This window comes from Desulfobulbus sp. (genome assembly GCF_031547805.1).
In the GTDB taxonomy this organism is placed as follows: Bacteria; Desulfobacterota; Desulfobulbia; order Desulfobulbales; family Desulfobulbaceae; genus Desulfobulbus.
Genome location: NZ_JAVBRQ010000042.1, coordinates 1 through 24,444, shown reverse-complemented (window position 1 = coordinate 24,444; position 24,444 = coordinate 1). Strand labels below are relative to the sequence as shown.

General features: G+C 61.6%; 18 protein-coding genes and 2 tRNA genes. 18 read left to right on the top strand and 2 right to left on the bottom strand.

The window, feature by feature from the left end; genetic code table 11:
• Nucleotides 1–357: 357 nt before the first annotated feature.
• A tRNA-Lys gene (locus tag RMR13_RS14085) sits at nucleotides 358–433 on the bottom strand.
• A gap of 259 nt (nucleotides 434–692) precedes the next feature.
• Between RMR13_RS14085 and RMR13_RS14080 the strand changes: the two genes are divergently transcribed.
• The 11 genes from RMR13_RS14080 to RMR13_RS14030 all read left to right on the top strand — a co-directional run bounded on the left by RMR13_RS14080 (nucleotide 693) and on the right by RMR13_RS14030 (nucleotide 15,096).
• Entirely contained in the window at nucleotides 693–1,592 is a 900-nt protein-coding gene (locus RMR13_RS14080) for a hemolysin family protein (protein ID WP_310601262.1), read from the top strand.
• Nucleotides 1,593–1,596: 4 nt separating this feature from the next.
• Nucleotides 1,597–3,159: an apolipoprotein N-acyltransferase gene (gene lnt, locus RMR13_RS14075; protein ID WP_310601261.1), complete on the top strand. Its 1,563-nt coding sequence runs from the start codon at nucleotides 1,597–1,599 to the stop codon at nucleotides 3,157–3,159.
• Nucleotides 3,160–3,388: 229 nt separating this feature from the next.
• Nucleotides 3,389–4,499, top strand: a protein-coding gene (gene prfB, locus RMR13_RS14070; RefSeq protein WP_310601260.1) for a peptide chain release factor 2 whose coding sequence is annotated in 2 segments (ribosomal slippage) — nucleotides 3,389–3,472 and nucleotides 3,474–4,499 — 1,110 coding nt in all. Because the reading frame shifts where the segments join, the coding sequence is not laid out codon by codon here.
• A 21-nt stretch (nucleotides 4,500–4,520) separates the two neighbouring features.
• On the top strand, nucleotides 4,521–5,594 hold the full coding sequence (locus tag RMR13_RS14065; RefSeq protein WP_310601259.1) for a deoxyguanosinetriphosphate triphosphohydrolase: 1,074 nt from the start codon (nucleotides 4,521–4,523) through the stop codon (nucleotides 5,592–5,594).
• Nucleotides 5,595–5,707: 113 nt separating this feature from the next.
• Nucleotides 5,708–8,392 (top strand): valine--tRNA ligase, encoded by a 2,685-nt coding sequence (locus tag RMR13_RS14060; protein ID WP_310601258.1) that lies wholly within the window; start codon nucleotides 5,708–5,710, stop codon nucleotides 8,390–8,392.
• A 1-nt stretch (nucleotide 8,393) separates the two neighbouring features.
• Nucleotides 8,394–9,233: a carboxylating nicotinate-nucleotide diphosphorylase gene (gene nadC / locus RMR13_RS14055; protein WP_310601257.1), complete on the top strand. Its 840-nt coding sequence runs from the start codon at nucleotides 8,394–8,396 to the stop codon at nucleotides 9,231–9,233.
• A gap of 190 nt (nucleotides 9,234–9,423) precedes the next feature.
• Nucleotides 9,424–9,978: an RNA 2',3'-cyclic phosphodiesterase gene (gene thpR, locus RMR13_RS14050; protein WP_310601256.1), complete on the top strand. Its 555-nt coding sequence runs from the start codon at nucleotides 9,424–9,426 to the stop codon at nucleotides 9,976–9,978.
• A gap of 624 nt (nucleotides 9,979–10,602) precedes the next feature.
• Nucleotides 10,603–11,205: a PEP-CTERM sorting domain-containing protein gene (locus RMR13_RS14045; RefSeq protein ID WP_310601255.1), complete on the top strand. Its 603-nt coding sequence runs from the start codon at nucleotides 10,603–10,605 to the stop codon at nucleotides 11,203–11,205.
• A gap of 787 nt (nucleotides 11,206–11,992) precedes the next feature.
• On the top strand, nucleotides 11,993–12,601 hold the full coding sequence (locus RMR13_RS14040) for a PEP-CTERM sorting domain-containing protein (protein ID WP_310601254.1): 609 nt from the start codon (nucleotides 11,993–11,995) through the stop codon (nucleotides 12,599–12,601).
• A 634-nt stretch (nucleotides 12,602–13,235) separates the two neighbouring features.
• Complete coding sequence (locus RMR13_RS14035; RefSeq protein WP_310601253.1) at nucleotides 13,236–13,844, top strand: PEP-CTERM sorting domain-containing protein; 609 nt, start codon at nucleotides 13,236–13,238, stop codon at nucleotides 13,842–13,844.
• Between the two features lie 664 nt (nucleotides 13,845–14,508).
• Nucleotides 14,509–15,096 carry a PEP-CTERM sorting domain-containing protein gene (locus tag RMR13_RS14030; protein ID WP_310601252.1) on the top strand — a complete coding sequence of 196 codons (588 nt, stop codon included), beginning with the start codon at nucleotides 14,509–14,511 and terminating at the stop codon, nucleotides 15,094–15,096.
• 166 nt (nucleotides 15,097–15,262) lie between these two features.
• On the opposite strand, the gene RMR13_RS14025 is transcribed toward RMR13_RS14030, so the two are convergent.
• Nucleotides 15,263–15,337: transfer RNA gene (locus tag RMR13_RS14025), tRNA-Cys, on the bottom strand.
• A gap of 57 nt (nucleotides 15,338–15,394) precedes the next feature.
• Between RMR13_RS14025 and rnc the strand changes: the two genes are divergently transcribed.
• The 7 genes from rnc to RMR13_RS13990 form a co-directional block, all read left to right on the top strand.
• Nucleotides 15,395–16,126 carry a ribonuclease III gene (gene rnc / locus RMR13_RS14020; RefSeq protein WP_310601251.1) on the top strand — a complete coding sequence of 244 codons (732 nt, stop codon included), beginning with the start codon at nucleotides 15,395–15,397 and terminating at the stop codon, nucleotides 16,124–16,126.
• 34 nt (nucleotides 16,127–16,160) lie between these two features.
• Entirely contained in the window at nucleotides 16,161–17,297 is a 1,137-nt protein-coding gene (locus tag RMR13_RS14015) for a radical SAM protein (protein ID WP_310601250.1), read from the top strand.
• Complete coding sequence (locus tag RMR13_RS14010; protein WP_310601249.1) at nucleotides 17,276–19,267, top strand: ABC-F family ATP-binding cassette domain-containing protein; 1,992 nt, start codon at nucleotides 17,276–17,278, stop codon at nucleotides 19,265–19,267. The genes RMR13_RS14015 and RMR13_RS14010 overlap by 22 nt, the downstream gene beginning before the upstream one ends.
• Before the next feature lie 66 nt (nucleotides 19,268–19,333).
• Nucleotides 19,334–21,052, top strand: coding sequence for a hypothetical protein (locus RMR13_RS14005; RefSeq protein ID WP_310601248.1), 1,719 nt, complete (start codon nucleotides 19,334–19,336; stop codon nucleotides 21,050–21,052).
• Nucleotides 21,053–21,250: 198 nt separating this feature from the next.
• Nucleotides 21,251–23,062 (top strand): indolepyruvate ferredoxin oxidoreductase subunit alpha, encoded by a 1,812-nt coding sequence (gene iorA, locus RMR13_RS14000; RefSeq protein WP_310601247.1) that lies wholly within the window; start codon nucleotides 21,251–21,253, stop codon nucleotides 23,060–23,062.
• Nucleotides 23,062–23,646 carry an indolepyruvate oxidoreductase subunit beta gene (locus tag RMR13_RS13995; RefSeq protein ID WP_310601246.1) on the top strand — a complete coding sequence of 195 codons (585 nt, stop codon included), beginning with the start codon at nucleotides 23,062–23,064 and terminating at the stop codon, nucleotides 23,644–23,646. Before iorA ends, RMR13_RS13995 begins: the two co-directional genes overlap by 1 nt.
• Nucleotides 23,647–23,676: 30 nt before the next feature.
• Nucleotides 23,677–24,444, top strand: a 768-nt coding sequence (locus RMR13_RS13990; protein WP_310601245.1) for an AMP-binding protein, incomplete at its 3' end; no start/stop codon positions are given.

The following is a 24,444-nucleotide window of genomic DNA, read 5'->3' as shown; positions in this document are numbered from 1 at the left end:
ACTGCCTTACCGACCGCTGAACGGCAGGGTTCCTTCGAATGCATCGTAGAGCGGGCCTGATGCCTGATATACGTTTCCTGTCTTGGCGGCTTCAATTCCGTTTTCTGCCAACGGATTTTTTTTATCTGATTGCCATCAGAGCTTGAGCCAGGCTCGTCCGCCGGCAATCGGCGGTTTTCGAACGTCCTTTGTTGATCGTTTCGACGAACGCAGGGAGGGGAAATCTCAAGAAATTTCAGTGGAATACCGTCCAGGGTGCAATCGGTTGAATTCGAATGGCAATCAGCTATTTTGTATCGTTTCGGCGGGGGAAACAAAAAAAGCGCTTAACTCAAAAAGAGTCAAGCGCTTATAAAATGGTGGGCCGTTAGGGATTCGAACCCCAGACCAATTGATTAAGAGTCAACTGCTCTACCAGCTGAGCTAACGGCCCAAGTCGGAAAATCAAAGAAGGGGCAATTCGTCGAATTCATCGGTATGCCGAATTGCGAGCGCATCTAATAGCATACCCGTCGGCCAGCGTCAAGAGAGAAGCTGCAAGAAGTGCGTAACCGTGGCATCGGCTGCGCCGCCGTCGGCCGCGTCAGGGGAGGCTGCCGGAAAACCGGGTGAAATAACCCTTGACTTTATGCCGCGTTAGCCTACTTTCATACCATCCATTTTCTTTATGCCTAGGGAGAAATTTTTTCTGTATGGAACATGTGGAGTCGCCGTCGGCCGGCCCGGCGTCCTCTGGAGAGGAACCCCCCAGTAAATCGCTTTTCGAAAAAATCAAATCAGCCCTTGGGCTTCGCGGCGCGCCCGATACCACCGAGGAGCTGGAGCACGAGATTCAGGAGCTGCTGGAAGAGGGCGAGGAACAGGGGCTGATCTCGGTCCACGAGGAACGGTTGATCAATTCCATCTTCGGTTTCCGGGAGACCATCGCCTCCGAGATCATGACTCCCTCGGCGGAAATGGTTTGCGCCGAAGTGAACACTTCCGTGTCGGAGCTGATCCGCCTGATCATCCAGGAAGGCTACACCCGTATCCCCATCTATCAAGGCACCCCCGACCAGATTGTCGGCATCCTCCATGCAAAAGACCTGTTGCGCATCTGCACTCGCGATCCCGCCGCCCCGGTCGATCTCAAGGAATTCCTCAACCCCGTGGCCTTCATCCCCGAATCCAAGCCGATCACCGAACTGCTGCGCGAATTCCAGTCGAAGAAAATCCACCTGGCCGTGGTGGTGGACGAATTCGGCGGGGTGCGGGGCCTGGTAACCTTCGAGGACGTGATCGAGGAGATCGTCGGCGAAATCGACGACGAGCACGACGAGGAGGCCAGCGAGCTGCGGGTGGTGGACGAGCGCACGGTCATCGTCGACGCCAAGATCGACATCGAGGAGGTGGAGGCGCATTTCCATCTCAGTTTGCCCGAAGGGCCCTACGAGTCCGTGGGCGGATTCATCATCCACCGCCTGGGCAAGGTGCCGCAGGCCGGCACCCTGGTGCAGGAAGGCGCGCTTTCCTTCAAGGTGCTCGGGGCCGACCCGCGCCGGATCAAGAGTGTCCGCATCGTTCGCAACGATGAAACCGAGCCGCAAAGCTGAGGGCATGGCCATACCGGTCCTGGCGGCGCTCGCCTCCGCCGGTCTGCTCGCCGCGGCCATGCCCGGCCGGATCGGCTGGTGGCCGCTGCTGTTCGTCGGCCTGGCCCCGATGCTTCTTTTCGTCCTCAACTCGCGTCCCGGCCGCAGCCTGCTGGCCGGTTTCTTTTTCGGACTGATTTACCACCTGACCCTGCTGTACTGGATCTTGATCGTGCTCGGCCGCTATGGCGGCCTGCCCCTGGGCCTGTCCCTGCCGGCCCTGGTGCTGCTGGCCGCCTACATGGCCTGCTTTTCGGCGGTAAGCTGCTTCGTGACCGGGCTGATCGCCGGCCGTCGCGGCAACCGGCCGGGTTCGGCGGCGGCGCTGATATGGACCGCGCCGGTGGCCTGGGTGGGGTTCGATTATCTCCGTTCGGTACTGTTCACCGGCTTTCCCTGGATGGATCTCGGCTATGGCCTGTTCGGCCAGCCCCTGTTGATCCAGGCGGCGGATCTGGGCGGCCACCATCTGCTCACCTTCTGCCTGGTGCTGATCAACGGCTTGATGGCGGCGGGCCTCGGCCGGCTCGGCCGCGACATCCGCCCCGGCCGCAGATCGGCCTGGCCGGTGCTGGCGGCCGTGGCCGTGTTGATGGGCATCGGCGGCTATTCGGTCCTGCGGCACCAGGAGGTGGAGGCGAGCCTGGCCCAGGCGCGGCCGGCCAGGGTGGCAGTGGTCCAGGGCAACATCGATCAGGCCATCAAATGGTCGGAGGCCGCCCGGGTGGCCACGGTCGACACCTATATCGGGCTTTCGCGGCCGACGATGCTTGAGGGCGGGGCCGAGTTGGTGGTTTGGCCGGAAACGGCCCTGCCGTTCTACCCGCAGAAAGATCCCCTCATCCGTCGGGTGATCGACTCCCTCGCCGTCGGCAAGGCCTGGCTGCTGACCGGAGCGCCGCTGTTCACCGTCACGGCCGGGTCGGGCGGAGCCGAGCAGGTACGGTACTGGAACGGCGCCCTGTTGCTGGGGCCGGATGGCCGGGTCGGCGGCGAGTACGCCAAGCGCCACCTGGTTCCTTTCGGCGAATACGTGCCCCTGCGCCGCTGGTTGCCCTTCCTGCAACCGCTGGTGGTCAATATCGACGATTTTTCGGCCGGAACCGAGAAAGGGCCGTTGGTGCTGGGCGCGATGCGCCTGGGCATCCTGATCTGCTACGAGTCTATTTTCCCCGACATTGCCCGCGAAAGCGTGGAGCGGGGCGCCAACCTCCTGGTCAACATCACCAACGACGCCTGGTACGGCCGCTCGAGCGCCCCCTACCAGTCCATGGCCATGGCCGTGCTGCGGGCGGTGGAAAACCGGCGCGCCCTGGTCCGTGCCGCCAATACCGGCATCAGCGGCTTTGTCGATCCCCTGGGCCGGATCATCGACCGGACCGACATCTTCGTCGAGGCGGCCCGAACTGCCTCGGTGCCTCTGCTCGACCAACCCACGCCGTTTGGCCGCGGCGGCCATTGGTTCGGTCTGGCCTGCGCAGTACTTGCGGGCCTGCTGACGGTGGTCTGCCGCCCGCGTCGCCGCTGAAGGGCGACCGGCGCAAGCCCGGCGGGCACCTCTTCGAAAGGGTTGCTTTTCTGTGCGCCCTGGCCTTTCTTTCTTGAGACTTGCACCGTTTCTGTTTAGTATGCACGCCTCCCAGCCTGATGTGGCCGGCGTCGGGCGACGCCGGCATTGCCGTCTTGGCATTGACCGTAACGAGGCGCCCCAGGGCGGGCTCGTTTCTTTTTTTGTTTTGCATGCAGCGAGGTGGATCATGGCCGATGTGACCGAATCAGCGGAATCGCGACAATTGCTCGAGAGTTTGAAGGGCCGGATGTACGTGCTGAAGGAGCATCTTTGACTTAGACGGCAAGCGTGAACAGGTGGAGCTGCTTGAGCGGCAGACGGTTAGCCCCAATTTCTGGGACAACCAGACCGAGGCCAAGCGGGTGCAGCGCCAGCTGGGCCAGTTGCAGGACCTGATCGGCATCTGGGACAAGAACTACAACGATCTCGACGACACCGGCATGCTGCTCGACCTGGCGGTCGAGGAGAACGACGAGGAAACCTACCGGGATGTGGTCTTAAGCCTGGACGAGCTGCGCCGCCGCATCGACCTGGTGGAGCTGGAGTGCATGTTCTCCGGCGAGCACGACGCCAACAACGCCATCATCACCATCCACGCCGGCGCCGGCGGCACCGAGGCCCAGGACTGGGTGGGCATGCTGCTGCGGATGTATCTGCGCTGGGGGGAGAGCAAGGGCTTCAAGACCGACATCCTTGACCTGCTGCCCGGCGACGAGGCCGGCACCAAGAGCGTCACCATCCTGATCAAGGGCAAGTACGCCTACGGCTATCTCCGTTCCGAGGTGGGCATCCACCGGCTGGTGCGCATTTCGCCGTTCGATGCCAGCGGCCGGCGGCACACCTCCTTTGCCTCGGTGATGGTCATGCCGGAATTGGACGACGACGTGGCCATCGAGATCAACGACAAGGACATCCGTATCGACACCTTCCGGGCCAGCGGCTCCGGCGGCCAGCACGTCAACAAGACCGATTCGGCCATCCGCATCACCCACTTTCCCACCGGGATCGTGGTGCAGTGCCAGAACGAGCGCAGCCAGCACCGCAACAAGGACATGGCCATGAAAATGCTGATGTCTCGGCTGTTCGAGCGGGAAAAGGAAGAGCAGCTGCGTAACCAGGAAAGCATCCAGGGCGACAAGAAGGAAATCGCCTGGGGCAGCCAGATCCGTTCCTATGTGCTCCAGCCCTACCGCCTGATCAAGGATCACCGCACCAACACCGAGGACGGCAATGTCGACGCGGTCCTCGACGGCCGGCTCGATCCCTTCATCAAGGCCTTCCTTCTTTGGCAGCCCTGAGACCGACCGGAGGCAAACGCCATGATCAAGACCATCCGAGAACAGCAGGAAGCGCAGGAACAGGTGGTATTGTCGCCCTATGCCTGCCTCAGCAGCCGTTCGCGGGGCCGGATGAACGAAGAGGAACACTGCCATCTGCGCACCGCCTTCCAGCGTGACCGGGACCGGATCATCCATTCCAAGACCTTCCGCCGGCTCAAGCACAAGACCCAGGTCTTTCTCGCCCCGGCCGGCGACCATTACCGCACCCGCCTGACGCATGTGCTGGAGGTGTCGCAGATCGCCCGCACCATGGCGGTCTGCCTGCGGCTCAACGAGTACCTGACCGAGGCCATCGCCCTGGGCCACGACCTCGGCCACACCCCGTTCGGTCATGCCGGCGAGTTCAGCCTCAACCAGCTGCACCCCAGGGGATTCAAGCACTACCGCCAGAGCCTGCGGATCGTCGATTTCCTGGAAAACGGCGGCCATGGCCTCAATCTCACCTGGGAGGTCCGCAACGGCATCCTCAAGCATTCCAAGGGCTACGGCGAAATCCTTCCGGGCGATACCGCCGAGCTGGCCGCCACCCTGGAGGGCCAGCTGGTACGGGTGGCGGACATCATGGCCTATGTCAACCACGACATGGACGACGCCCTGCGCGGCGGCATGCTCGCCAACGAAGATCTGCCCGCCCACCTGCGGGCGATCCTGGGCGACCGGTCCTCGCAGCGGATCAACGCCATGGTCGGCGACCTGGTCGCCACCACCCTGGAACGCAACGACGGCCGGCTCCACCTGAGCGGCCGCATGAACGACACCATCAACGAGCTGCGTTCCTTCCTCTACGACAACGTCTACCGCAACTACCGGGTGCACAACGAATTCGAGAAGGCGCAGCGGATCATCCGCGACCTGTACGGTTTTTTCCTGGAGCACGAGCCGCCCGAGAACGGCCTCGGCGCCTGCTGCCGTGCCAGCCAGCCGGTGCAGACGCCGGAAGAGGAGCGGCGGCGGCATCGCCAGGTCTGCGACTTCATTGCCGGCATGACCGACCGCTACGCCCTGGCCTTGTACTCGCAGATTTTCATCCCCAAGCCCTGGAGCGTGCTCTAGGGCGGCTCCGGCTCCATGCGGGATCGGGCGGAAGTCCGTGCCGCCCGGACTTTGACGGCAATCTCCATCCTTTCCAACCCGGCCGCCGACGAGGCGGAACAACAGCACACCCAATGCAAGAGACACATTCAGACAATCCGAAGAAGTACGATCTGCCCAAGGGCTACGAATTCGCCGAGGTGGAACGCCGCTGGTACACCCGCTGGCTTGCGGACAAGACCTTCAGCGCCCGCATGGACGAGGGCAAACCGGCCTTTGCCATCGTCATTCCCCCACCCAACGTCACCGGCGTGCTTCATATCGGCCATGCCCTCAACAATACCCTCCAGGATCTCCTGGTCCGTTACCACCGGATGCGCGGCGACAACACCCTGTGGGTGCCGGGCACCGACCATGCGGGCATCGCCACCCAGAACGTGGTCGAGCGCCAACTGGCCAGCGAAAAATTGAGCCGCCACGACCTGGGCCGGGAGAAATTCATCGAGCGGGTCTGGGCCTGGAAGGAGGAGAAGGGCGGCACCATCATCAACCAGCTCAAGCGCATGGGCGCCTCCTGCGATTGGGACCGCGAGCGGTTCACCATGGACGATGGCCTGTCGCAGGCGGTGCGCGAGGTATTCGTCCGCCTGTACAAGGAAGGGCTGATCTACAAGGGCGACTACATCGTCAACTGGTGTCCGCGCTGCCATACCGCCCTGGCCGACGACGAGGTCGAGCACGACCCGACCGACGGCAAACTCTACCATATCCGCTATCCCTATGCCGACGGCTCCGGCCAGGTGGTGGTAGCCACCACCCGCCCCGAAACCATGCTCGGCGATACGGCTGTGGCGGTCCATCCCGACGACGAACGCTATCAGCACTTGGCCGAAATCGGTATCAGCCTGCCGCTCACCGGCCGCACCATCCCGGTGGTTTTCGATCACCACGTGCAGCGAGAATTCGGCACCGGCGCCCTCAAGGTCACCCCGGCGCACGACCGCGACGACTACGAGATCGGCCTGCGCCACGACCTGCCGCGGCTCAAGGTGATGGACGATCGCGGGGTGATGAACGAGGCGGCCGGCCTCTACGCGGGCCTGGACCGGTTCGCCTGCCGCAAGCGGGTCGTGGCCGACCTGGAGGCCGCGGGCCTGCTGGAAAAAATCGAGGACTACCAGCACGCGGTGGGCAAGTGCTACCGTTGTGCCACGGTGGTGGAGCCCACCACCTCCAAGCAATGGTTCGTCAGCGTCCGGCCCTTGGCCGACAAGGCGGTGGCCGCGGTCCAGCAGGGACGGATCAACCTCTACCCCAACACCTGGTATCGCACTTTCTACAGTTGGATGGAAAACATCCGCGACTGGTGCATCTCCCGCCAGATCTGGTGGGGCCACCGCATCCCGGCCTGGACCTGCGAAGGCTGCGGCCAGCTGATCGTCGAGGTCGACGCGCCGGACGTCTGCCCCTTCTGCGGCTCCACCAGGCTCCTGCAGGAAAACGACGTGCTCGACACCTGGTTCAGCTCGGCCCTGTGGCCTTTTTCCACCTTGGGCTGGCCGGAGCAAACCAGGGAGTTGGCCACCTTCTACCCCACCTCGGTGCTGATCACCAGTTTCGACATCCTCTTTTTCTGGGTGGCACGGATGATGATGATGGGGCTGCACTTCATGGACGAGGTCCCCTTCCGCGATGTCTATCTCCATGCCCTGGTGCGCGACAAGCACGGCAAAAAGATGTCCAAGTCCACCGGCAACGTCATCGACCCGCTGGTGATGATCGAGCAGTACGGCACCGACGCCTTCCGCTTCACCCTCACCGCCTTTGCCGCCCAGGGCCGCGAGATCCGCATGGACGAGGAGCGGATCGACGGCTATCGCCGCTTCATCAACAAGCTGTGGAACGCGGCCCGGTTTGCCCAGATGCACCTGGCCTCGGCCGACCCGGCGATCGCCGCCCTGGCGGCCGACCCCAAACGGCTGGCCCTGGCGCACCGCTGGATTCTGAGCCGGACCAACGCCACCATCGGCGAGGTGCGGGCGGCGCTGGACGGCTACAATTTCAACGAGGTGGCCCAGGCCAACTACCGTTTCGTCTGGCACGAGGTCTGCGACTGGTACTTGGAATGGATCAAGGCCGATTTGTCCGGCGAGGACGCCGCGGCCCGCGACCAGGCCAAGGCCGTGCTGCTGACCGTTCTGGAGCAGGTGCTCAAGCTGATGCACCCGGTCACCCCGTTCGTCACCGAGGAGATCTGGAGCCAGCTGCCCGGCGCGCGCGGCTCGATCATGGTCGAATCCTTTCCGGAGATCAATCCGGCCTGGGAGGACGAAGAGGCGGAAACCACCATGAACCTGCTGATGGGAGTCATCTCCGGGGTGCGCACCATCCGCACCGAGGCCGAGGTGCATCCCAGCGCCCGGATCGAGGCGACGCTCATCTGCCCGGATCCGGACAAGCGGCGGCGGCTGACCGAGTTCGCCCCCGGCATCCAGGCCATGGTCCGCGCCAGCTCGCTGGCCATCGTGGAGAGCGGCCAGGTGCCGGACGACGCCGGCCACGGCCTGGTGCAGGAGGTGGAGCTGGTGGTGCCGCTCAAAGGGCTGATCGATGTGGTCGGCGAACTGGACAAACTGGCCAAGGAGCGGGCCAAATTGGAAAAGGAGCTGGAGCGGGTGGTGGGCAAGCTCGGCAACGAGCAGTTCATGCGCAACGCACCTGAGGCCGTGGTGGCCAAGGAGCACGACAAGGAGGCCGAAATCCGCGCCCGCCTGGCCAAGGGCATCGAATCCACCGAACGATTAAGCAAATTACGCTGACATGGACACCTTTCTCATCGATCCCCTTTTGCATCGATTCCTCGCCGAGGACCTGGAGCACGGCGACATCACCACCGAGGCGATTTTTTCGCCGGACGACCGGGCCCGGGCCTGCTTCGTCGCCCGCGAGCCCATGACCGTGGTGGGTATCGAAACCGTGGCCGCCCGGGTCTTCCGCCTGCTCGACCCGCAGGTGGCCTGCACCGGGGCCGTGGCCGACGGCAGCCGGGTGGGCCAGGGCGAGGTGCTGCTGCGCTTGAGCGGTGCCACCCGCACCCTGCTGCGAGGCGAGCGGGTGGCACTCAATTTGGCCCAGCGGCTCTGCGGCATCGCCACCCTGGCCTCGGCCTTTGCCGATGCGGTTAAGCACACCAAGGCAAAGATCGTCGATACCCGCAAAACCACGCCGGGTCTGCGGCTGCTGGAGAAATACGCGGTCCGGGCCAGCGGCGGCGGCCATAACCACCGCTTTAGCCTCAGCGACGGGGTGTTGATCAAGGACAACCACATCGCCGCCTGCGGTTCGATCACCGAGGCGGTGCGCCGGGTGCGGGCCCGGGTGCCGCACACCATCAACGTCGAGGTCGAAACCGACACCCTCGCCCAGGTGGAGGAATGCCTGACCTGCAAGGTGGGGGTGATCATGCTCGACAACATGGACCTCGCCACCATGCGCCAGGCCGTGGCCATGATCGCTGGCCGGGCGACGGTCGAGGCCTCGGGCGGCGTCAACCTGGATACCGTGCGGGGCATTGCCGAAACCGGGGTGGACATCATCTCGGTGGGCGCGCTCACCCACAGCGCCCGCGCCTGCGATATCGGCATGGATTGGCGGGAGTAAGCGTTTTTTGCCGGAGCACCCGCACCTTTCCCGCTTTCCCTGCCGCCGTGTTCGACCGGGCGCCGTTGATCCCTGCGGCGCCCTTGTTGTTTCCGCGCCCCGAAAACAGCAACCCCGCTCGCCCCGGCCGGCATTCCCGTTGTTCGCAGGGGTGCCGATCGCGCTTGGCGGCATTTGCACGGGACCTCGAATGAATAAACGACTTTTCATCGCCATCGATCCTCCGGCGGCGGTCCGGAAGCAACTGGCCTTGCTCTGCTGCGGCCTGCCCGCTGCCCGCTGGGTGTCATCCGATCAGCTGCACCTCACTCTTTGCTTCATCGGCGAGGTCGATGGCGCCACTTTCCTCGACCTGCGCGAGGCCCTGACCGAAATAGTGTCTGCCCCGTTCGACCTGCGGGTGCAGGGGGTGGGATTCTTTCCGCCCCGGGGGCAGCCCCGGGTGGTCTGGGCTGGGATCGAGCGCTGCGAACCGCTGATGGGCCTCCAGCGCAAGATCGTCACCCGTCTGTTCCGAATGGGCATTGAATTGGAAAACCGGAAATACACCCCGCACATCACCCTGGCCCGCCTGCAGCACACCCCGGCCACCAAGGTCGGCAAATACCTGATGGGAAACGGCCTGTTCTCCGGCGGTTCGTTCACCGTGGACCACTTTATTCTCTATTCGAGCGTGCTCGGCCGCAAGGGCGCAAGCCATTGTGTGGAGCAAACATATTCGCTCTGGCGGGACGAATCGGCCTGAGAACAACGGGCCTGTTTTTCACATATCCTTTTTGCGTTCGTCCATTTTCAAAACTGATTGCCCCTTCCCATACACACATTCGGCCGATTTCATCCTGGATGGTATTCTATCGAAATTTCCTGAGATTTATCCTCACCGCGTTCGTTGAGATGATCAACGGGGATCGTTTGGCAATCTGGAATAGAAACAACCGGCTAACGAGCCGGATCCCTTTGCTCGACGAGAAAAATCTCTTGCGATAATGGGATTGCAGCGGGGCGACGGGTCCAATCGGTGTTGGCTACGTTTGTCGAAGTGTCCGGAAACTATGCGGCATTATTGTAGAAAACATGAGATTTCCGCTTCGCTCTTCATTTTTCCGCATTTAAGTTTTTCTCCTTGTGAAAATCCGGAAAAGGTGAAAAAATGTTTAATTGAAAGGCGACAGATGTTCTGCGGCAACGGGTGGCAATACTCAGGTAAAAGACGCTACATCAGCCTGTTATGCGTGATATCCCTCGGGATTGAATGCCACTGGTCGCCCGTTGTTGCTTGTGGTCCGTTTGGGTCCTGGCAGAAAGCGAAACGAGGAAAAGGAGCGCCTTCCGGCGCCGCAGTCGACGAGACATCCTTTGGAGGGGTGCAATGAAGAACAAGATGTTTTTGGTGGGGGCACTGACCTTGCTGATCGCCACGCAGGCGCATGCGTTATCCGTGACTGACGTGACCCTGGATGGGGAGGATGCGAACCTGGTCAGCAACCAATTCAACAATCAGACCGAATTGAATAGCTATCTGAATGCACTTGGAAGCGGGTTTTCGTTCATCGCCGCGGCCACGAAAGGCGAACCCAGCATGAATAGCACCTGGTCCGGGATCGATTTCGTCCTGAGCTTTACCGAAGCCGCAAGCAAGTCGGGGAACTGGACGCTCGCCTGGGACGCCGCCGACCCTTTTTTCGCGGATTTGGTGATGGTCGTCGAGACCAACAACCGATTGGCCGCCTTTTCCTTCCTCGATGAAGAATTCGCGACTGCGATCGGCAGCCTGAACGGCACCTGGAGCCAGACCTTCGGCAACAAATTCACCGGGATCTCCATCTACGGCCGTGATCTGGCCTGGAATCCCGTGGCCGTGAATCCTCCCGATCCCGGCGGTGGCCCCACCAACCCGGTTCCCGAACCCGCCACCGCAGTGCTGTTCGCCACCGGCTTGATCGGCCTGGCAGGCATTGCCCGGAGGAAGTGAGCGCCAAACTTTCCCGGATACACCGAAAACAATAAAAAAGGCAGGGCCATTTGGTCCTGCCTTTTTTATTGTTTGGTGCAACGGCACCTATATCCGTCCAGGTTGCCCCAATCGACCGTTTTACTTCTCTTGCCTTGCGCGAAGGTTTTGCAATCGGCTGATACACACTGCTGGCACTGTTACAACCGCCATTTCATCGTTTGATCCGGATTGATTCAGAACCAAAACCGGAAATGCCCCTCTGTGTTGTCCGGATTTGCGGACGGTGTGTGTTTGTTGTTAAGCGCTAGCAGACAGCTCCATGAATGACAATGGCTTTGGGATCAATTTGTCCGCGGTTCAGCCGCTATCGCCAGACTCCAGTTTTGTGGTAGCGAACAGGTACCACAAAATTGGCCTTGATGCGGCCTGTGCCCGGCAAATGGGGATGGCCTGGTGAGGGTGGATGGTTTGCATTGTAATTGTGTAATTTTGTTTAATTTTATTTATAAATTCCGAATAATCGGACCTTTTTTGTGGAAGCTGAAAAAGAGGAGCGCAAAAAAGGACATCAAAGATGAAAATGAAGGTAAGAAAATTTCTATTGCCAAAAGTTGAACTGGCCTGTCTTTTAATAAAATATTGTTATTTTAATATGTTAGATGGAAGATTTTGGGAAAGGTAAGGCGCCTGTTACTTTTTTATATTTCTGGATTACTTGTTGCAAAATAATGACAAAAAGAGGGCGAGCCTTACAAGAGGCTCGATCAACAATGAGGACTGTTAAATACTTTTTGGAGGTGGAAATATGAAAACAAAACTGTTTTTGGGTTTGGTAGCCTTGTTCATTACCACCCAAGCTCATGCTCTGTCTTTGTCGGATGTGCTGTTCAACGGAAACCCTGCCGACGATATGAGCGGCGTGATCATGGGCAACGATACCGCGGGAGGGCTGAACGATATTTTCGGCGGCAATGAGTTCTCCTTGATCGCCAAGGACGATCCTCCCGGCGGTAGCGCCGCCACCGGCTCGCTCGGTGGGTTGAACTTTTCCGTGGTCAGTTCGGGTAAGGGCACCAAAACACCCAGTGGTGTCACCGGTACCTGGGATCTCACCTGGAGTGGCCCCGGTCTTCCCACGACCATCGACTTTGTCGTGGTGCTCAAGGCTAGTGACAGATATGTGGCTTTTTTCTTCGATAACGAGTTGCTGGATGTGACCGGCAGCAGCATCGACAACCCTTGGACCATTACCTTTACGAACAATGGTGGCCAGTATCCCGAGTTGTCGCACCTGAGCCTGTACGGCCGGGATCCGCTTCCCGGTTCGCCTGACCCGGTTCCCGAACCCGCCACCATGCTGCTGTTCGGCACCGGCCTGATCGGTCTGGCAGGCATTGCCCGGCGGAAGAACTGAGTAATCTCCGCTATCGAAAACAAAAAAGCAGGGTCTGTGACCCTGCTTTTTTGTTTCCAACGAACTCCAATGAGCTTTGGCGGGTGATGGGGAAATGACTGGTTCGTAATGCTGCAAAAAAACATCGTTCACCCAGGCACCCAGGGGAAATCGGTGATTGAAACGACAACAGCATTCACCGAGGCATCGAATCCGCAGCTTTGCCCGCGGTCGCACTTGGAAGCAAAGGGAAATGGCAAGGCAAGCCCGAAGGGCTCCTGCCGGAAGGACAGGGCGAGTTGGCAGCAAAGATGTTTTTTGATGCAATAATTTGATTATACTTAATTTTACTTACAAAATTCCGTATAATCGGCCGTTTTTTTTCAGGAAAAAGGAAAACTAAGGTGCGGGCGAGCGAGCAGGGGTGAAAAACAAGATGAATGAGCGCGATGCCGAATGTGTTATTTTATTGTTTTTTCGGTATTATATTCGGTATGGTTAATCAGTATTTTTACTTATTTTGTGGAAAGTGTAATCTGGAGCCGTTATGGAGCGATTTTTGCTAAAAAAGAATCGTTATCGGGAGTGGGAACGAGATTCGCAAGAGGCTCTGTAACCCATTAAAGCTATTTGGATATTTATTGGAGGGGAGAGTATGAAAACGAGACTGTTGTTAGGATTTGTGGCCCTGCTCATTACCACCCAAGCTCATGCGCTGTCTTTGTCGGATGTGAAGTTCAATGGAGCCGATGCCGATGCCATGAGCGGCGTGATCATGGGCAACGATACCGCGGGAGGGCTGAACGATATTTTCGGCGGCAATGAGTTCTCCTTGATTGCCAAGGACGATCCCCCCGGCGGTAGCGCCGCCACCGGCTCGCTCGGTGGGTTGAACTTTTCCGTGGTCAGTTCGGGTAAGGGCACCAAAACACCCAGCGGTGTCACCGGCACCTGGGATCTCACCTGGAGTGGCCCCGGTCTTCCCACGACCATCGACTTTGTCGTGGTGCTCAAGGCAAGTAACAGATATGTGGCTTTTTTCTTCGATGACAAATTGTTGGATATGACCGGGAGCAGCATCAACAACCCCTGGACCATTACCTTTACGAATAATGGTGGCCAGTATCCCGAGTTGTCGCACCTGAGCCTGTACGGCCGTGATCCACTTCCCGGTTCCCCTGACCCGGTTCCCGAACCCGCCACCATGCTGCTGTTCGGCACCGGCCTGATCGGTCTGGCAGGCATTGCCCGGCGGAAGAACTGAATAATCTCCGCTATCGAAAACAAAAAAGCAGGGTCTATGACCCCGCTTTTTTTTTGTCTCGGCGATCCTGCCGCAAATATTGTATCTGCTGTTTTGATGAAGTCAAATCGAAAAACCGGAAATGCTTCCCTTGCCATGCCTGGAAGCGTGGTGCATTCCGGCCGTCACCGACCTCGGCAGCGAGGAGGCATTTGTGGCCGATTTGCCTGCTATGCAATGATTTCCGGGCTTATAAATTTTATTGAATTCAGGGGTAAGACAAGCCTGAAAGCGAAGTGGCCCTTGCCGTCAGAACCAAACGGGTTGGCGACCAGAAAAAAAATTTAACTGCAATGGCATGATATCATTTAATTTTTTTTGAAAATTTCCGTGCAAATGGTCGTTTTTTTTCCAGAAAACTGGAAAAGATAAAGTGCGGTCAGGAGCGGCAAGACAAATGTAATAGAGGGGAAAACGTTATGTTTTTGCTGCTATTTTACTGTTTTTGCATGAAATATACTTAATTGGCGTATCGCTGTTTTTACTTAGGAAGAGAAGGGGAGGTTTGGATTTCCCGAGTTGCTGGATTGATTTTTGCTAAAGATCACACAAGGAGAAGGGAGGCGAGCCTCTTGGGGCTCAGCAAACCATCAAGGTTATCTGCATATTTTTTGGAGGAGATAGTATGAAAATGAAATTGTTTTTGGGTGTGGTGGCGCTGTTCATTGCCAGTCAAGCCCACGCCTTGTCCTTGTCGGACGTGACGTTCAACGGGCAAGTTGCCGATGCCTATACTGGGCTGGTATCGGGCAACGACTCGACGAACGCCGCGAATGCTTACTTCGGTGGCGGTTTTTCGCAGATCGTCAAGGACGACAATCCCGGTAGTGGCACTGACAATGGCGTATTCGGGGGGCTCAACTTTACCTTGTCGGCTTCCAAGGGAAAGACCGGGACCTGGGATCTCACCTGGAGCGGCGCCAACTTGCCCGCTACCATCGACTTTATGGTGGTGCTCAAGGCAGGGTCCAACTTTGTCGGCTATTTCTTCGATGATATCGTCTTGGATACAACCAGCAGCGGCTCCGGCACCTGGGCAATTAGCTTCCTCACTAAGGGCGGCCAAATTCCGGACCTGTCGCACCTGAGCCTGTATGGACGGGATCTGAATTCCTATACGCCGCCCACGGATCCGGTACCCGAACCCGCCACCATGCTGCTGTTCGGTGTCGGCCTGATCGGTCTGGCCGGCTTTTCCCGGCGAAAGAGCTGATCGCCACCTCTTTCCGGCTACGGCAACAAAAAAAGGCAGGGCCCCTTCGGCCCTGCCTTTTTTTGTTGCCCGCTTGACCTTGCCGGCGGCATCAGGTACATAGCCTGTGGCTGCGGTCACAAAAAAAAGCGGTCGCCGGGAGTTCCCGGTGACCGCTTGGATTTTCTGGAGGCGACGAGCGGATTTGAACCGCTGAATAATGGTTTTGCAGACCACTGCCTTACCTCTTGGCTACGTCGCCTGAATGTGCGGCACTTATACCATAGATTTTTTTTTTGACAAGGAGAAATCAAGCCCCATGGGAACCACGCTTGCGGCCTTGATCCAGGACAACGAGGAAGGGTTGCAGGAGTTGCAGGAACGGATCGATTACCGGTTCCGCGACCTGCGATTGCTGCAACTCTCTCTCATCCACAGTTCCTTTGCCTTTGAGCGCCTCGAAGACGGCCGGCACAACGAAACCCAGGAATTCCTCGGCGACGCGGTCCTCGACCTCACGGTCGGCTTTATCCTGTTCAGCCGTTTTCCCGAGATGCGCGAAGGCAAGCTGACCCGCATCCGCTCGGCCCTGGTCAACGAGGGTGGGTTGGCGGAACGGGCCAGGGAGATCGATCTGGGCTGCCACCTCTTGCTGGGCAAGGGGGAAACCGCTGCCCACGGCAGCGACAAACCGTCGATCTTGTCCTGCGCCTACGAGGCCTTGGTGGGCGCGATTTTTCTCGACGGCGGCTACGAGGCCGCCCTGGCCTTTGTCCGTCGTTTTTTCGAGCCGCACATCGACCGGCACCAGGAACAGCTGGTCAGCGCCGATGCCAAGAGCGCCCTGCAGGAGCTGTTGCAGGAGCGGTTCAACGAGGGGCCGGAATATCTGCTGATCAGCGAGGAAGGGCCCGCCCACGCCCGGCTCTTTTCGATCACGGTGCGTTTCCAGGGTAAGGAGCTGGGCGCCGGCAAGGCCTCCAGCAAAAAGGAGGCGGAGCAGCAGGCCGCCCGCGAAGCCCTGATCGTTCTGCAGCGGCAGGAAGGGTGAAACGGCGCGTGTCGGCCGCCGCAGGGGCAACGCCATGGCGCTGGTAATCCCGGTTTTCATCCCCCATGAGGGTTGCCCGTACCGCTGCCTGTTCTGCAACCAACACCGCATCAGCGGTCAGACGCCGCCGGCGCGCTCCGGCGCGGAGATCGAGGCCACGATTCGGACCTGGCTGGCGCACACCCGCCCCGAGCGGCGCGGCCAAGTCGAGGTGGCCTTTTACGGCGGCAGTTTCACCTGCCTGCCCCTTGCCCGGCAGGACGATTTGCTCGCCGCGGTGCGCCCCTTTCGGCAGCAGGGCATGGTGCACGCGATCCGCCTTTCCACCCGGCCCGATGCCATCGATGGCCAGCGGCTCGACCTGCTGGTCCGCCACCGGGTTTCGATCGTCGAGTTGGGCGCCCAATCCTGCGACGACGAGGTCCTGCGCCGTTCCGGCCGCGGCCATGACGCCGCTGCCATCGCCGCCGCGGTCCGCCTGATCCGCGAGCGAGACATGCGCCTGGGTCTGCAGCTGATGCTGGGCCTGCCCGGAGAAAATTTTCCTTCGCTCCGGCGCACCGCAAACGAGACGATCCGCCTGCGGCCGGATTTCGTCCGTATCTATCCGGCCCTGGTCCTGCGGGGCAGCGGCCTGGAGCGGCTGTATCGCCGGGGAAGCTATCGCCCGCTCGGCCTGGGCCGGGCCGTGGCCTGGGCGGCCTATCTGAAAAAACGGTTTGACTGCGAGGGGATCGGGGTGGTACGGATGGGCCTGCAAGCCTCGACGGAGCTGGCGCGCGCCCTGATGGCTGGGCCTCATCATCCGGCCTTTGGCGAGCTGGTCCTGGCCCGGCTGATGCTGGCGCAGACCCGCCGCCTGCTGGCCGGCGTGCCTGCCGGCAGCCGAGCCGCCCTGGCGATTGCCGCCCAGGACCAATCGATCTTCCGCGGGCCGAAATCCGCCAACCTGCATCGACTGCGGCAATTGGGGCTGCTGGATCGCCTGATCCTGCGCATCGACCCGGGCCAGCCGCGACAGACCCTGCGGCTTGTGCCGGAAAACGCCGTTGCCGGCGAGGGGGGCGGCGGCCGACCGGCGACCGGCCGTATCGCCTCGATCAACACCACCATTTCGACCGCGGCCGACCATCCCGCGAACAACCGTCCATGCTCAGCATCAACGACCTGAACCTGCAATACGGCGACAAGCACCTGTTCCGCGAGGTCGCGGCCCAGATCCATTCCGGCGACCGGGTGGGCCTGGCCGGGGTCAACGGCGCCGGCAAATCGACCCTGCTGAAAATCATGTGCGGCGAGCAGGATGTCGACCCCGGCATCGTCAACCGGGCTTCCTGGTTCACCGTGGCCTACCTGCCCCAGGAAGTGAACATCGAGCTTGGCGGCCGCAGCCTCTTTGCCGAGGCGGAGTCGGCTTTTGACGAGGTGCTGGCCCAGCAGGAGGAGCTGGAGCGGGTGAGCGGGGAGCTGGCCCTGATCGATGCCGACGACCCGGCCATCGACGGGCTGCTGGCGCGGCAGGGCGAGCTGCAGCACCTGTTGGAGGGCAGCGACGTCTTTCGCATCCGGCCCCAGATCGAGCGGGTGCTGTTCGGGCTCGGCTTTACCGCCGCCGACCTGGAGCGCGAGGTCAAGAGCTTTTCGGGCGGCTGGATCATGCGGCTGTTGCTGGCCAAGCTGCTGCTCAAGCGGCCCGCGCTCCTTTTGCTGGACGAGCCCACCAACCACCTCGACCTCGATTCGCTCACCTGGCTGGAAGACTTTCTCCTCGGCTACCAGGGGGCGATGATCATCATCTCCCACGACCGGGCCTTTCTCGACCGGGTGACCTCGATCACCTGGGAGTTGAGCCTGGGGCGGCTGAGCGTCTTTCGCGGCAACTATTCCCACTACCTGGTGGAAAAGGCGCAGCGGCTGGAGCTGGAGCGGGCTGCCTACGACAACCAGCAGGCCATGATCCGCCAGTCGGAACGGTTCATCACCCGGTTCCGGGCCAAGTCGACCAAGGCGCGCCAGGTGCAGAGCCGGGTCAAGCAGCTGGAAAAACTGGAACGGCTCGAACTCTCCGAGACCGACCGCACCATCCGGTTTACCTTTCCGCCGGCCGCGCCCTCGGGCCGGGACGTGCTCCACCTGGAGGAGGTGCGCAAGAGCTATCACGGCAAGTCGGTGTTCGACGGGGTCGGCTTTTCCCTGCAGCGCGGCGACAAGCTGGCGGTGGTGGGCGTCAACGGCGCCGGCAAGACCACCCTGCTCAAGATCCTGGCCGGCCAACTCAAGGCCGAGGGCGAAATCAAGCCCGGCCACAACGTCATCCTCTCCTATTTCGGCCAGCACCAGGCCCAGGAATTGGCCGGCGACCTGACCATCCTCGACACGGTTTATCACACCGCGGTCGACATGACCATCACCCAGGTCCGCTCGCTATTGGGCGCCTTTCTGTTTACCGGCGACGAGGTGGAAAAACAGGTGCGGGTGCTCTCCGGCGGCGAGAAGTCACGGGTGGCCCTGGCCAGGATGCTGGTGCGCCCGGCCAACCTGATGCTGCTGGACGAGCCCACCAACCACCTGGACATGAGTTCGCAGGAGATTCTCCAGGAGGCCATGGCCCAGTACGAGGGCACGATCATCGTGGTCTCCCACAACCGGTTTTTCGTCAACTCCTTCATTAACAAGGTGCTGGAGATCCGCAACGGCCGGGCCACCCTCCACGAGGGCAACATCGACGACTATCTCGAATGGCGGCGGAAGACGGAGGGACAGGGCGAGTCCGCGGCCGCGCCGTCCCCCCGGACCGAGACGGCTGCCGACGGGACGGGGAGCGCCGAGCCGGTGGTCGACCGCAAGGCCCTGCGCCGGCAACGGGCCCAGGAGCGGCAGCAGCTCAACAAGAAACTCGGCCCCCTGAAGAAGAAAAGCGAAGAGGCCGAACAGGAGATCGAGCGGCTGGAAAAACGCAAGGCCGAACTCGAGGCCAAGATGGCCGATCCCGAACTCTACGGCGATCAAGAACTGTGGAGTTCGGTCAGCAAGGAATACAACCAGGTGGAGCGCCATCTGGAACGGGCCTACCAGCGCTGGGAAGAGGCCCAGCAGGCCATGGAGGCCGTCGAGCGGGAAGCGGCGGCGATGGAGGAATGAGCCGGCCCGACGCTTCGGGGCAAGCGGCTTGCCTTTTGGATTTCACCCCTTGAACGGAGATATCGTATGAAGAGAATTGTGGGCATTGTCTTATGTTTGGCGGTTGTGGTCGCCGCCGGGTTCTACCTCCTGCTACGTGGCAAGGCGGAGGTCAATTCCTATGCGCGCTTTTTGCCGCCGGATGCGCTGATGACCGTCAACCTGAGCCACGGCAACACCCTGATCGACGGCTTTGCCGCCTCGCCGCTGGGGAAACTGCTGGCCAAGGACACCATCCACGCCATTGTCCAGGAAATGGGCGGCGCTCCCCAGGAAACCGCCGAATACGACCGGGTGTACAACTCGGTGACCGCGGTGGTGGACGACCCGGCCTTCCGCGCCGTGTTCGGTGAGGACGCCACCCTGGCCATGCTGTCGCCGGACCGCAAGATCCTGGCCGAAAAACCGGAGGAGGCGTTGCGCGACTCCCTGGTCCTGGTGGCCCGGAGCTCGATGGCCGGCCCCCTGGACATGCTGAGCCGCATGCTCAAGAACGCCCAGTTCAGCCGGGAAACGGTGGATGGCCTGAACCTGGTCAAGATCACCACCAACGACGGCAAGATCTTCTACGGCTATACCGAGGGCAAAATGGTGTTCCTGGCCTGCGCGCCGGCAACCATTAAAATTTGCGTCTCCGCCGGCAAGGGCGAGACGGCCCTGGACAAGGCGCCCGCCTTCCAGGAGGCGGCGACCTTCTGGAAGCCCTTCCCCGAGGAGACGACCTATTCGCGGTTGTATCTCAATGTCCCGGTGATGGCCGAACTCCTCAAGGCCGCAGCCACGCCCGAGTTCAAGGAGGTCGGGGAACTACTGGCCGGGGTCGGCGCCACCTACTCGATCGGCTACGAAACCAGCCAGGGCATGGAAAGCCGGGGGCATTCCGGCCTGGCCTACGACCGACTGCACCCGGTCATGAAAGGCATGATCGACGCCGCGGCCAAGGGCAACCAGACCCTGCATCTGCTCAAGGAAAACTCCCTTGCCTACAACTGGGCCGCGTCGTTCCAGACCGAACGGATCATCCAGGCCATGCGGGCCGACGGTGAAAAGGAATACCAGGAGATCGACCAGTCGGCCCGGGCCGTGCTGGGCGTTTCCCTGGAAGAACTGGGCCGTGCCTTTGGCCCGCAGTACGGCGCCGTGCTCGACGACATCGTGCGCACGCCGCTGTTCCCCTGGCCGAAGATGACTTTGTTCTTCGAGTTGCGCGACCGGGCAGTGGCCGAGAAGGCGCTGAACGGGGTCCGGAGCCTCATCACCCAGGAAGGGATCGCCGGCGAGGAGCAGGAGCAGGTGGCGGGCCAGACCGTTTATTCCTGGCCGGTGCTGCCCGGCGAGGCCCAGCCGGCGGCGGTGCTCACCGGCAACATGTTGTATCTATCCACCAGCAAACCGGCCCTCAAGACGATCCTCGAGACCAAGGACGCGCCCGACGCCCTGATCGCGCCGGTGGCTGCCCAACTGGGGCCGGAGTTGAGCGCCCGGGTGAAGGCCGCCAACTTCAGCAATTTTGTGCTGTACCCCGCCCGGATGTCCCGGCAGACCGGCGAGACCCTGGAATGGGTGGCCGCCATCCTGGCCGCCTCCAAGCAGATCAGCATGGAGCGGCTCAAGCGCGAATTGGTGCAGCTGATGCAGTCGACCGAGCTGGTGGTGGGCACCACCGAGGCCAACCGGGAGCGGATCGAATGGGCCATGACCGTGGTCAAGGCCAAGCAACCGGCCGCGGCCGACGGCGGCAAGTGACCGGCGGCCGAGCCGGCGGACGGAAGAACAGGAAAAAGGGCTTGCCTAACCCTCGGCATTCAAGGTAAGGATGCTCTTTTGTCGGAACGGTGCGGGGAAGGCGGTCGCGGTGGGGGCCGTGCCGCCTCCCTCAACCTGCTGCGCGCCGACAGACGGCATGGCGGCCGATTTCCGTGAAGAATAGCAAGGAGGAAGGACGTGGGCTTCGATAAGGAGACAACATTGTGGCTTTCCGGCAACGAGGCGATCGCCCTCGGCGCCTGGGAGGCGGGGGTGCGGGTGGCCTCGGGATATCCGGGCACGCCGTCGACCGAAATCATGGGCAATCTCTCCCGCTACGAAGGGGTGTACACCGAGTGGGCACCCAACGAGAAAGTGGGGCTGGAAGTGGCGATCGGCGCCTCCTTTGCCGGTGCCCGAGCCCTGGCCACCATGAAGCACGTGGGCCTCAACGTGGCGGCGGATCCCTTGTTCACCGCCGCCTACACCGGCGTGCGCGGCGGCTTGGTGATCCTCAACGCCGACGATCCCCAGATGCACAGCTCCCAGAACGAGCAGGACAACCGCAACTACGCCTTTGCCGCCAAGTTGCCCCTGCTCGAACCCTCCGACCCGGCCGAGGCCAAGCGGATGATGGGCCTGGCGTATACCTTGAGCGAGCAGTTGGATGTGCCGGTGATCATGCGCATCACCACCCGCATCGCCCACGTCAAGGGGGTGGTGGAGAAGGGGAGCCGTTGCGAGACCCCTGAGCCCTCGATCGAGAAGATGCCGGCCAAGCTGGTCATGCTGCCCGGCAACGCCAGGGTGCGGCGGGTAGCGGTGGAAAAACGGATGCAGGCCACCCGCGAGTTGGCCGAGACCCTGCCGGAAAACCGGATCGAACCCGGCAGCGGCAAGCGGGGTTTCATCACCTCCGGCGTGCCCTACAACTACGTCAAGGAGGCCTTTCCCGAGGCGCCGGTGCTCAAGCTCGGCATGGTCTGGCCCCTGCCGGAGAAGATGATCCGCGCCTTTGCCGCCACCGTGGACGAACTGATCGTGGTCGAGGAGCTCGACCCCTTCATCGAGACCCATCTCAAGGCCATGGGCATCGCCTGCCGGGGCAAGGACCTGATCCCCAACCAGGGCGAACTCAACTCGTTCATCGTGCGCAAGGCGATAGCCCCGGAAACCGTCGGCGAGGTCTTCGCTCCGCTGGAATTGCCGATGCGGCCGCCGAACATGTGCGCCGGCTGCCCGCACCGTGGCCTGTTCTACGGCCTGTCGCGGATGAAGGACGTGTTCGTTTCCGGCGATATCGGCTGCTACACCCTGGGCTTCCTGCCGCCCCTGTCGGCCATGGACGCCTGCGTCTGCATGGGCGCCTCGATCACCATGGCCCACGGCATGGCCAAGGCGCTCGGCAAGAAAGGCGAGGGCAAAATCGTGGCCGTGCTCGGCGATTCCACCTTCATGCATTCGGGCATCACCGGCCTCTTGAACATGGTCTACAACGGCACCTACGCCTCGGTGATCATCCTCGACAACCGCACCACCGCCATGACCGGCCATCAGGACAACCCGGCCTCGGGCCGCTCCATCCTGGGCGATCCGGCCCCGGCGTTGAACCTCGAGGGGCTGTGCCGGGCGCTGGGGGTCAAACGGGTGGCGGTGGTCAACCCGCACGACATCGACGCCACCCGCAAGGTGCTCAAGGAGGAGATCGAGGCTCCCGAGCCCTCGGTGATCATCAGCCGCGCCCCCTGCGTGCTCCTGCCCGAGGAGGCCAAGCGCGAAAAACCGGTTTATTTCACCAACCTCGACAACTGTACCGGCTGTTCGCTCTGCGTGCAGATGGGCTGTCCGGCCATCAGCTGGACGCCGCTGACCCCCGAGGAGGCGGTGGCCCGGGGCTATCGGGAAAAACAGAAGGGATTCGCCCAGATCGCCGAGGTGCAGTGCAACGGCTGCGGCCAGTGCGCCTGCGTGTGCAAGTTCGACGCGATCACGAAAAAGGAGGCCAAGTAATGAAACAGAGCGGCAATATCCTCTTTTCAGGCGTGGGCGGCCAGGGCATTCTCCTGGCCAGCGAATTGACCGCCTATGCCCAGCTGGCGGCCGGCTTCGACGTCAAGAAGAGCGAGGTGCACGGCATGGCCCAGCGGGGCGGCTCGGTCGAGGCCCATCTCCGCTACGGCGAAAAGGTGTACTCGCCCCTGATCGAGTTGGGCGCGGCCGATATCCTGGTGGCCTTCGAGATCCTGGAGGCGGTGCGCTATCTGCCGTACCTGCACAGCGACAGCGCCGTGGTGGTCAACACCCAGAAAATTCTGCCGCCGGCGGTGGCGCTCGGCAAGGCCCAATATCCCGAAAACATCCTCGACGAGCTCAAGGCCCGCCACATTAACGTGGTGGCCATCGACGCCTTTGCGGTGGCCGAATCGGTGGGCGAGCTGCGCACCGCCAACGTGGCCATGGTCGGGGCCATGTCCAATTTCCTCGCGGTCGGGCCGGAGGTCTTCCTCCAGGTGATCGACAACACCGTCAAGCCCAGCTTCCGCGAAGTCAACAAGAAGGCCTTTGCCGCCGGCCGGGCCGCGGTTCATGCGTAAAACGGCGGCGTCGACAACGAGGTGAGACGAATGATGTGGGTTGAGGAGATCGAAACGCTGCCCCGGTCCGGCCTGGAAGCGATCCAGCTGAGACGGTTGCAGGCCCTGGTCCATCGGGTGTACGCCCAGGTCGAGCCGTACCGGGCCAAGATGGATGCCGCCGGGGTCAAGCCCGACGACATCCGGTCGCTCGCCGACCTGCGCAAGCTGCCGTACACCACCAAGGACGACCTGCGCGACAACTATCCCTTCGGGCTGTTCGCCACCCCGATGGAAGATGTCATCCGGGTGCATGCCTCCTCGGGCACCACCGGCAAGTCCACGGTGGTCGGCTACACCCAGCCGGATATCGAGCTCTGGGCCCAGGTGATGGCCCGCTGCCTGACCATGGCCGGTGTGACCAAGGGCGACATGGTCCACAACGCCTACGGCTACGGCCTGTTCACCGGCGGCCTCGGCGCGCACTACGGCATCGAGCGCCTCGGTGCCACGGTCATCCCGGTCTCGGGCGGGATGACCCCGCGGCAGGTCCAGCTCATCCAGGACTTCCGGCCCGAGATCATCATGCTCACGCCGAGCTACATGCTCACGCTCGTCGACGAGTTCGAGAAGCAGGGGATCGACCCGCGCTCCTCCTCGCTGCAGGTCGGGATCTTCGGGGCCGAGCCGTGGACCGACGAGATGCGGCGCGCGGTCCAGGACCGGTCCGCGATCCGCGCCGTCGACATCTACGGACTGTCGGAGATGATGGGCCCGGGGGTCTCGCAGGAGGCGGGGCAGACGCAGGACGGCCTGCAC

Bases quoted from the DNA above. Each gene is read 5' to 3' on its own strand.
- RMR13_RS14080 (WP_310601262.1), top strand. From the start codon at position 693: ATGGAACATGTGGAGTCGCCGTCGGCCGGCCCGGCGTCCTCTGGAGAG.
- lnt (WP_310601261.1), top strand. From the start codon at position 1,597: ATGGCCATACCGGTCCTGGCGGCGCTCGCCTCCGCCGGTCTGCTCGCC.
- RMR13_RS14065 (WP_310601259.1), top strand. From the start codon at position 4,521: ATGATCAAGACCATCCGAGAACAGCAGGAAGCGCAGGAACAGGTGGTA.
- RMR13_RS14060 (WP_310601258.1), top strand. From the start codon at position 5,708: ATGCAAGAGACACATTCAGACAATCCGAAGAAGTACGATCTGCCCAAG.
- nadC (WP_310601257.1), top strand. From the start codon at position 8,394: ATGGACACCTTTCTCATCGATCCCCTTTTGCATCGATTCCTCGCCGAG.
- thpR (WP_310601256.1), top strand. From the start codon at position 9,424: ATGAATAAACGACTTTTCATCGCCATCGATCCTCCGGCGGCGGTCCGG.
- RMR13_RS14045 (WP_310601255.1), top strand. From the start codon at position 10,603: ATGAAGAACAAGATGTTTTTGGTGGGGGCACTGACCTTGCTGATCGCC.
- RMR13_RS14040 (WP_310601254.1), top strand. From the start codon at position 11,993: ATGAAAACAAAACTGTTTTTGGGTTTGGTAGCCTTGTTCATTACCACC.
- RMR13_RS14035 (WP_310601253.1), top strand. From the start codon at position 13,236: ATGAAAACGAGACTGTTGTTAGGATTTGTGGCCCTGCTCATTACCACC.
- RMR13_RS14030 (WP_310601252.1), top strand. From the start codon at position 14,509: ATGAAAATGAAATTGTTTTTGGGTGTGGTGGCGCTGTTCATTGCCAGT.
- rnc (WP_310601251.1), top strand. From the start codon at position 15,395: ATGGGAACCACGCTTGCGGCCTTGATCCAGGACAACGAGGAAGGGTTG.
- RMR13_RS14015 (WP_310601250.1), top strand. From the start codon at position 16,161: ATGGCGCTGGTAATCCCGGTTTTCATCCCCCATGAGGGTTGCCCGTAC.
- RMR13_RS14010 (WP_310601249.1), top strand. From the start codon at position 17,276: ATGCTCAGCATCAACGACCTGAACCTGCAATACGGCGACAAGCACCTG.
- RMR13_RS14005 (WP_310601248.1), top strand. From the start codon at position 19,334: ATGAAGAGAATTGTGGGCATTGTCTTATGTTTGGCGGTTGTGGTCGCC.
- RMR13_RS13995 (WP_310601246.1), top strand. From the start codon at position 23,062: ATGAAACAGAGCGGCAATATCCTCTTTTCAGGCGTGGGCGGCCAGGGC.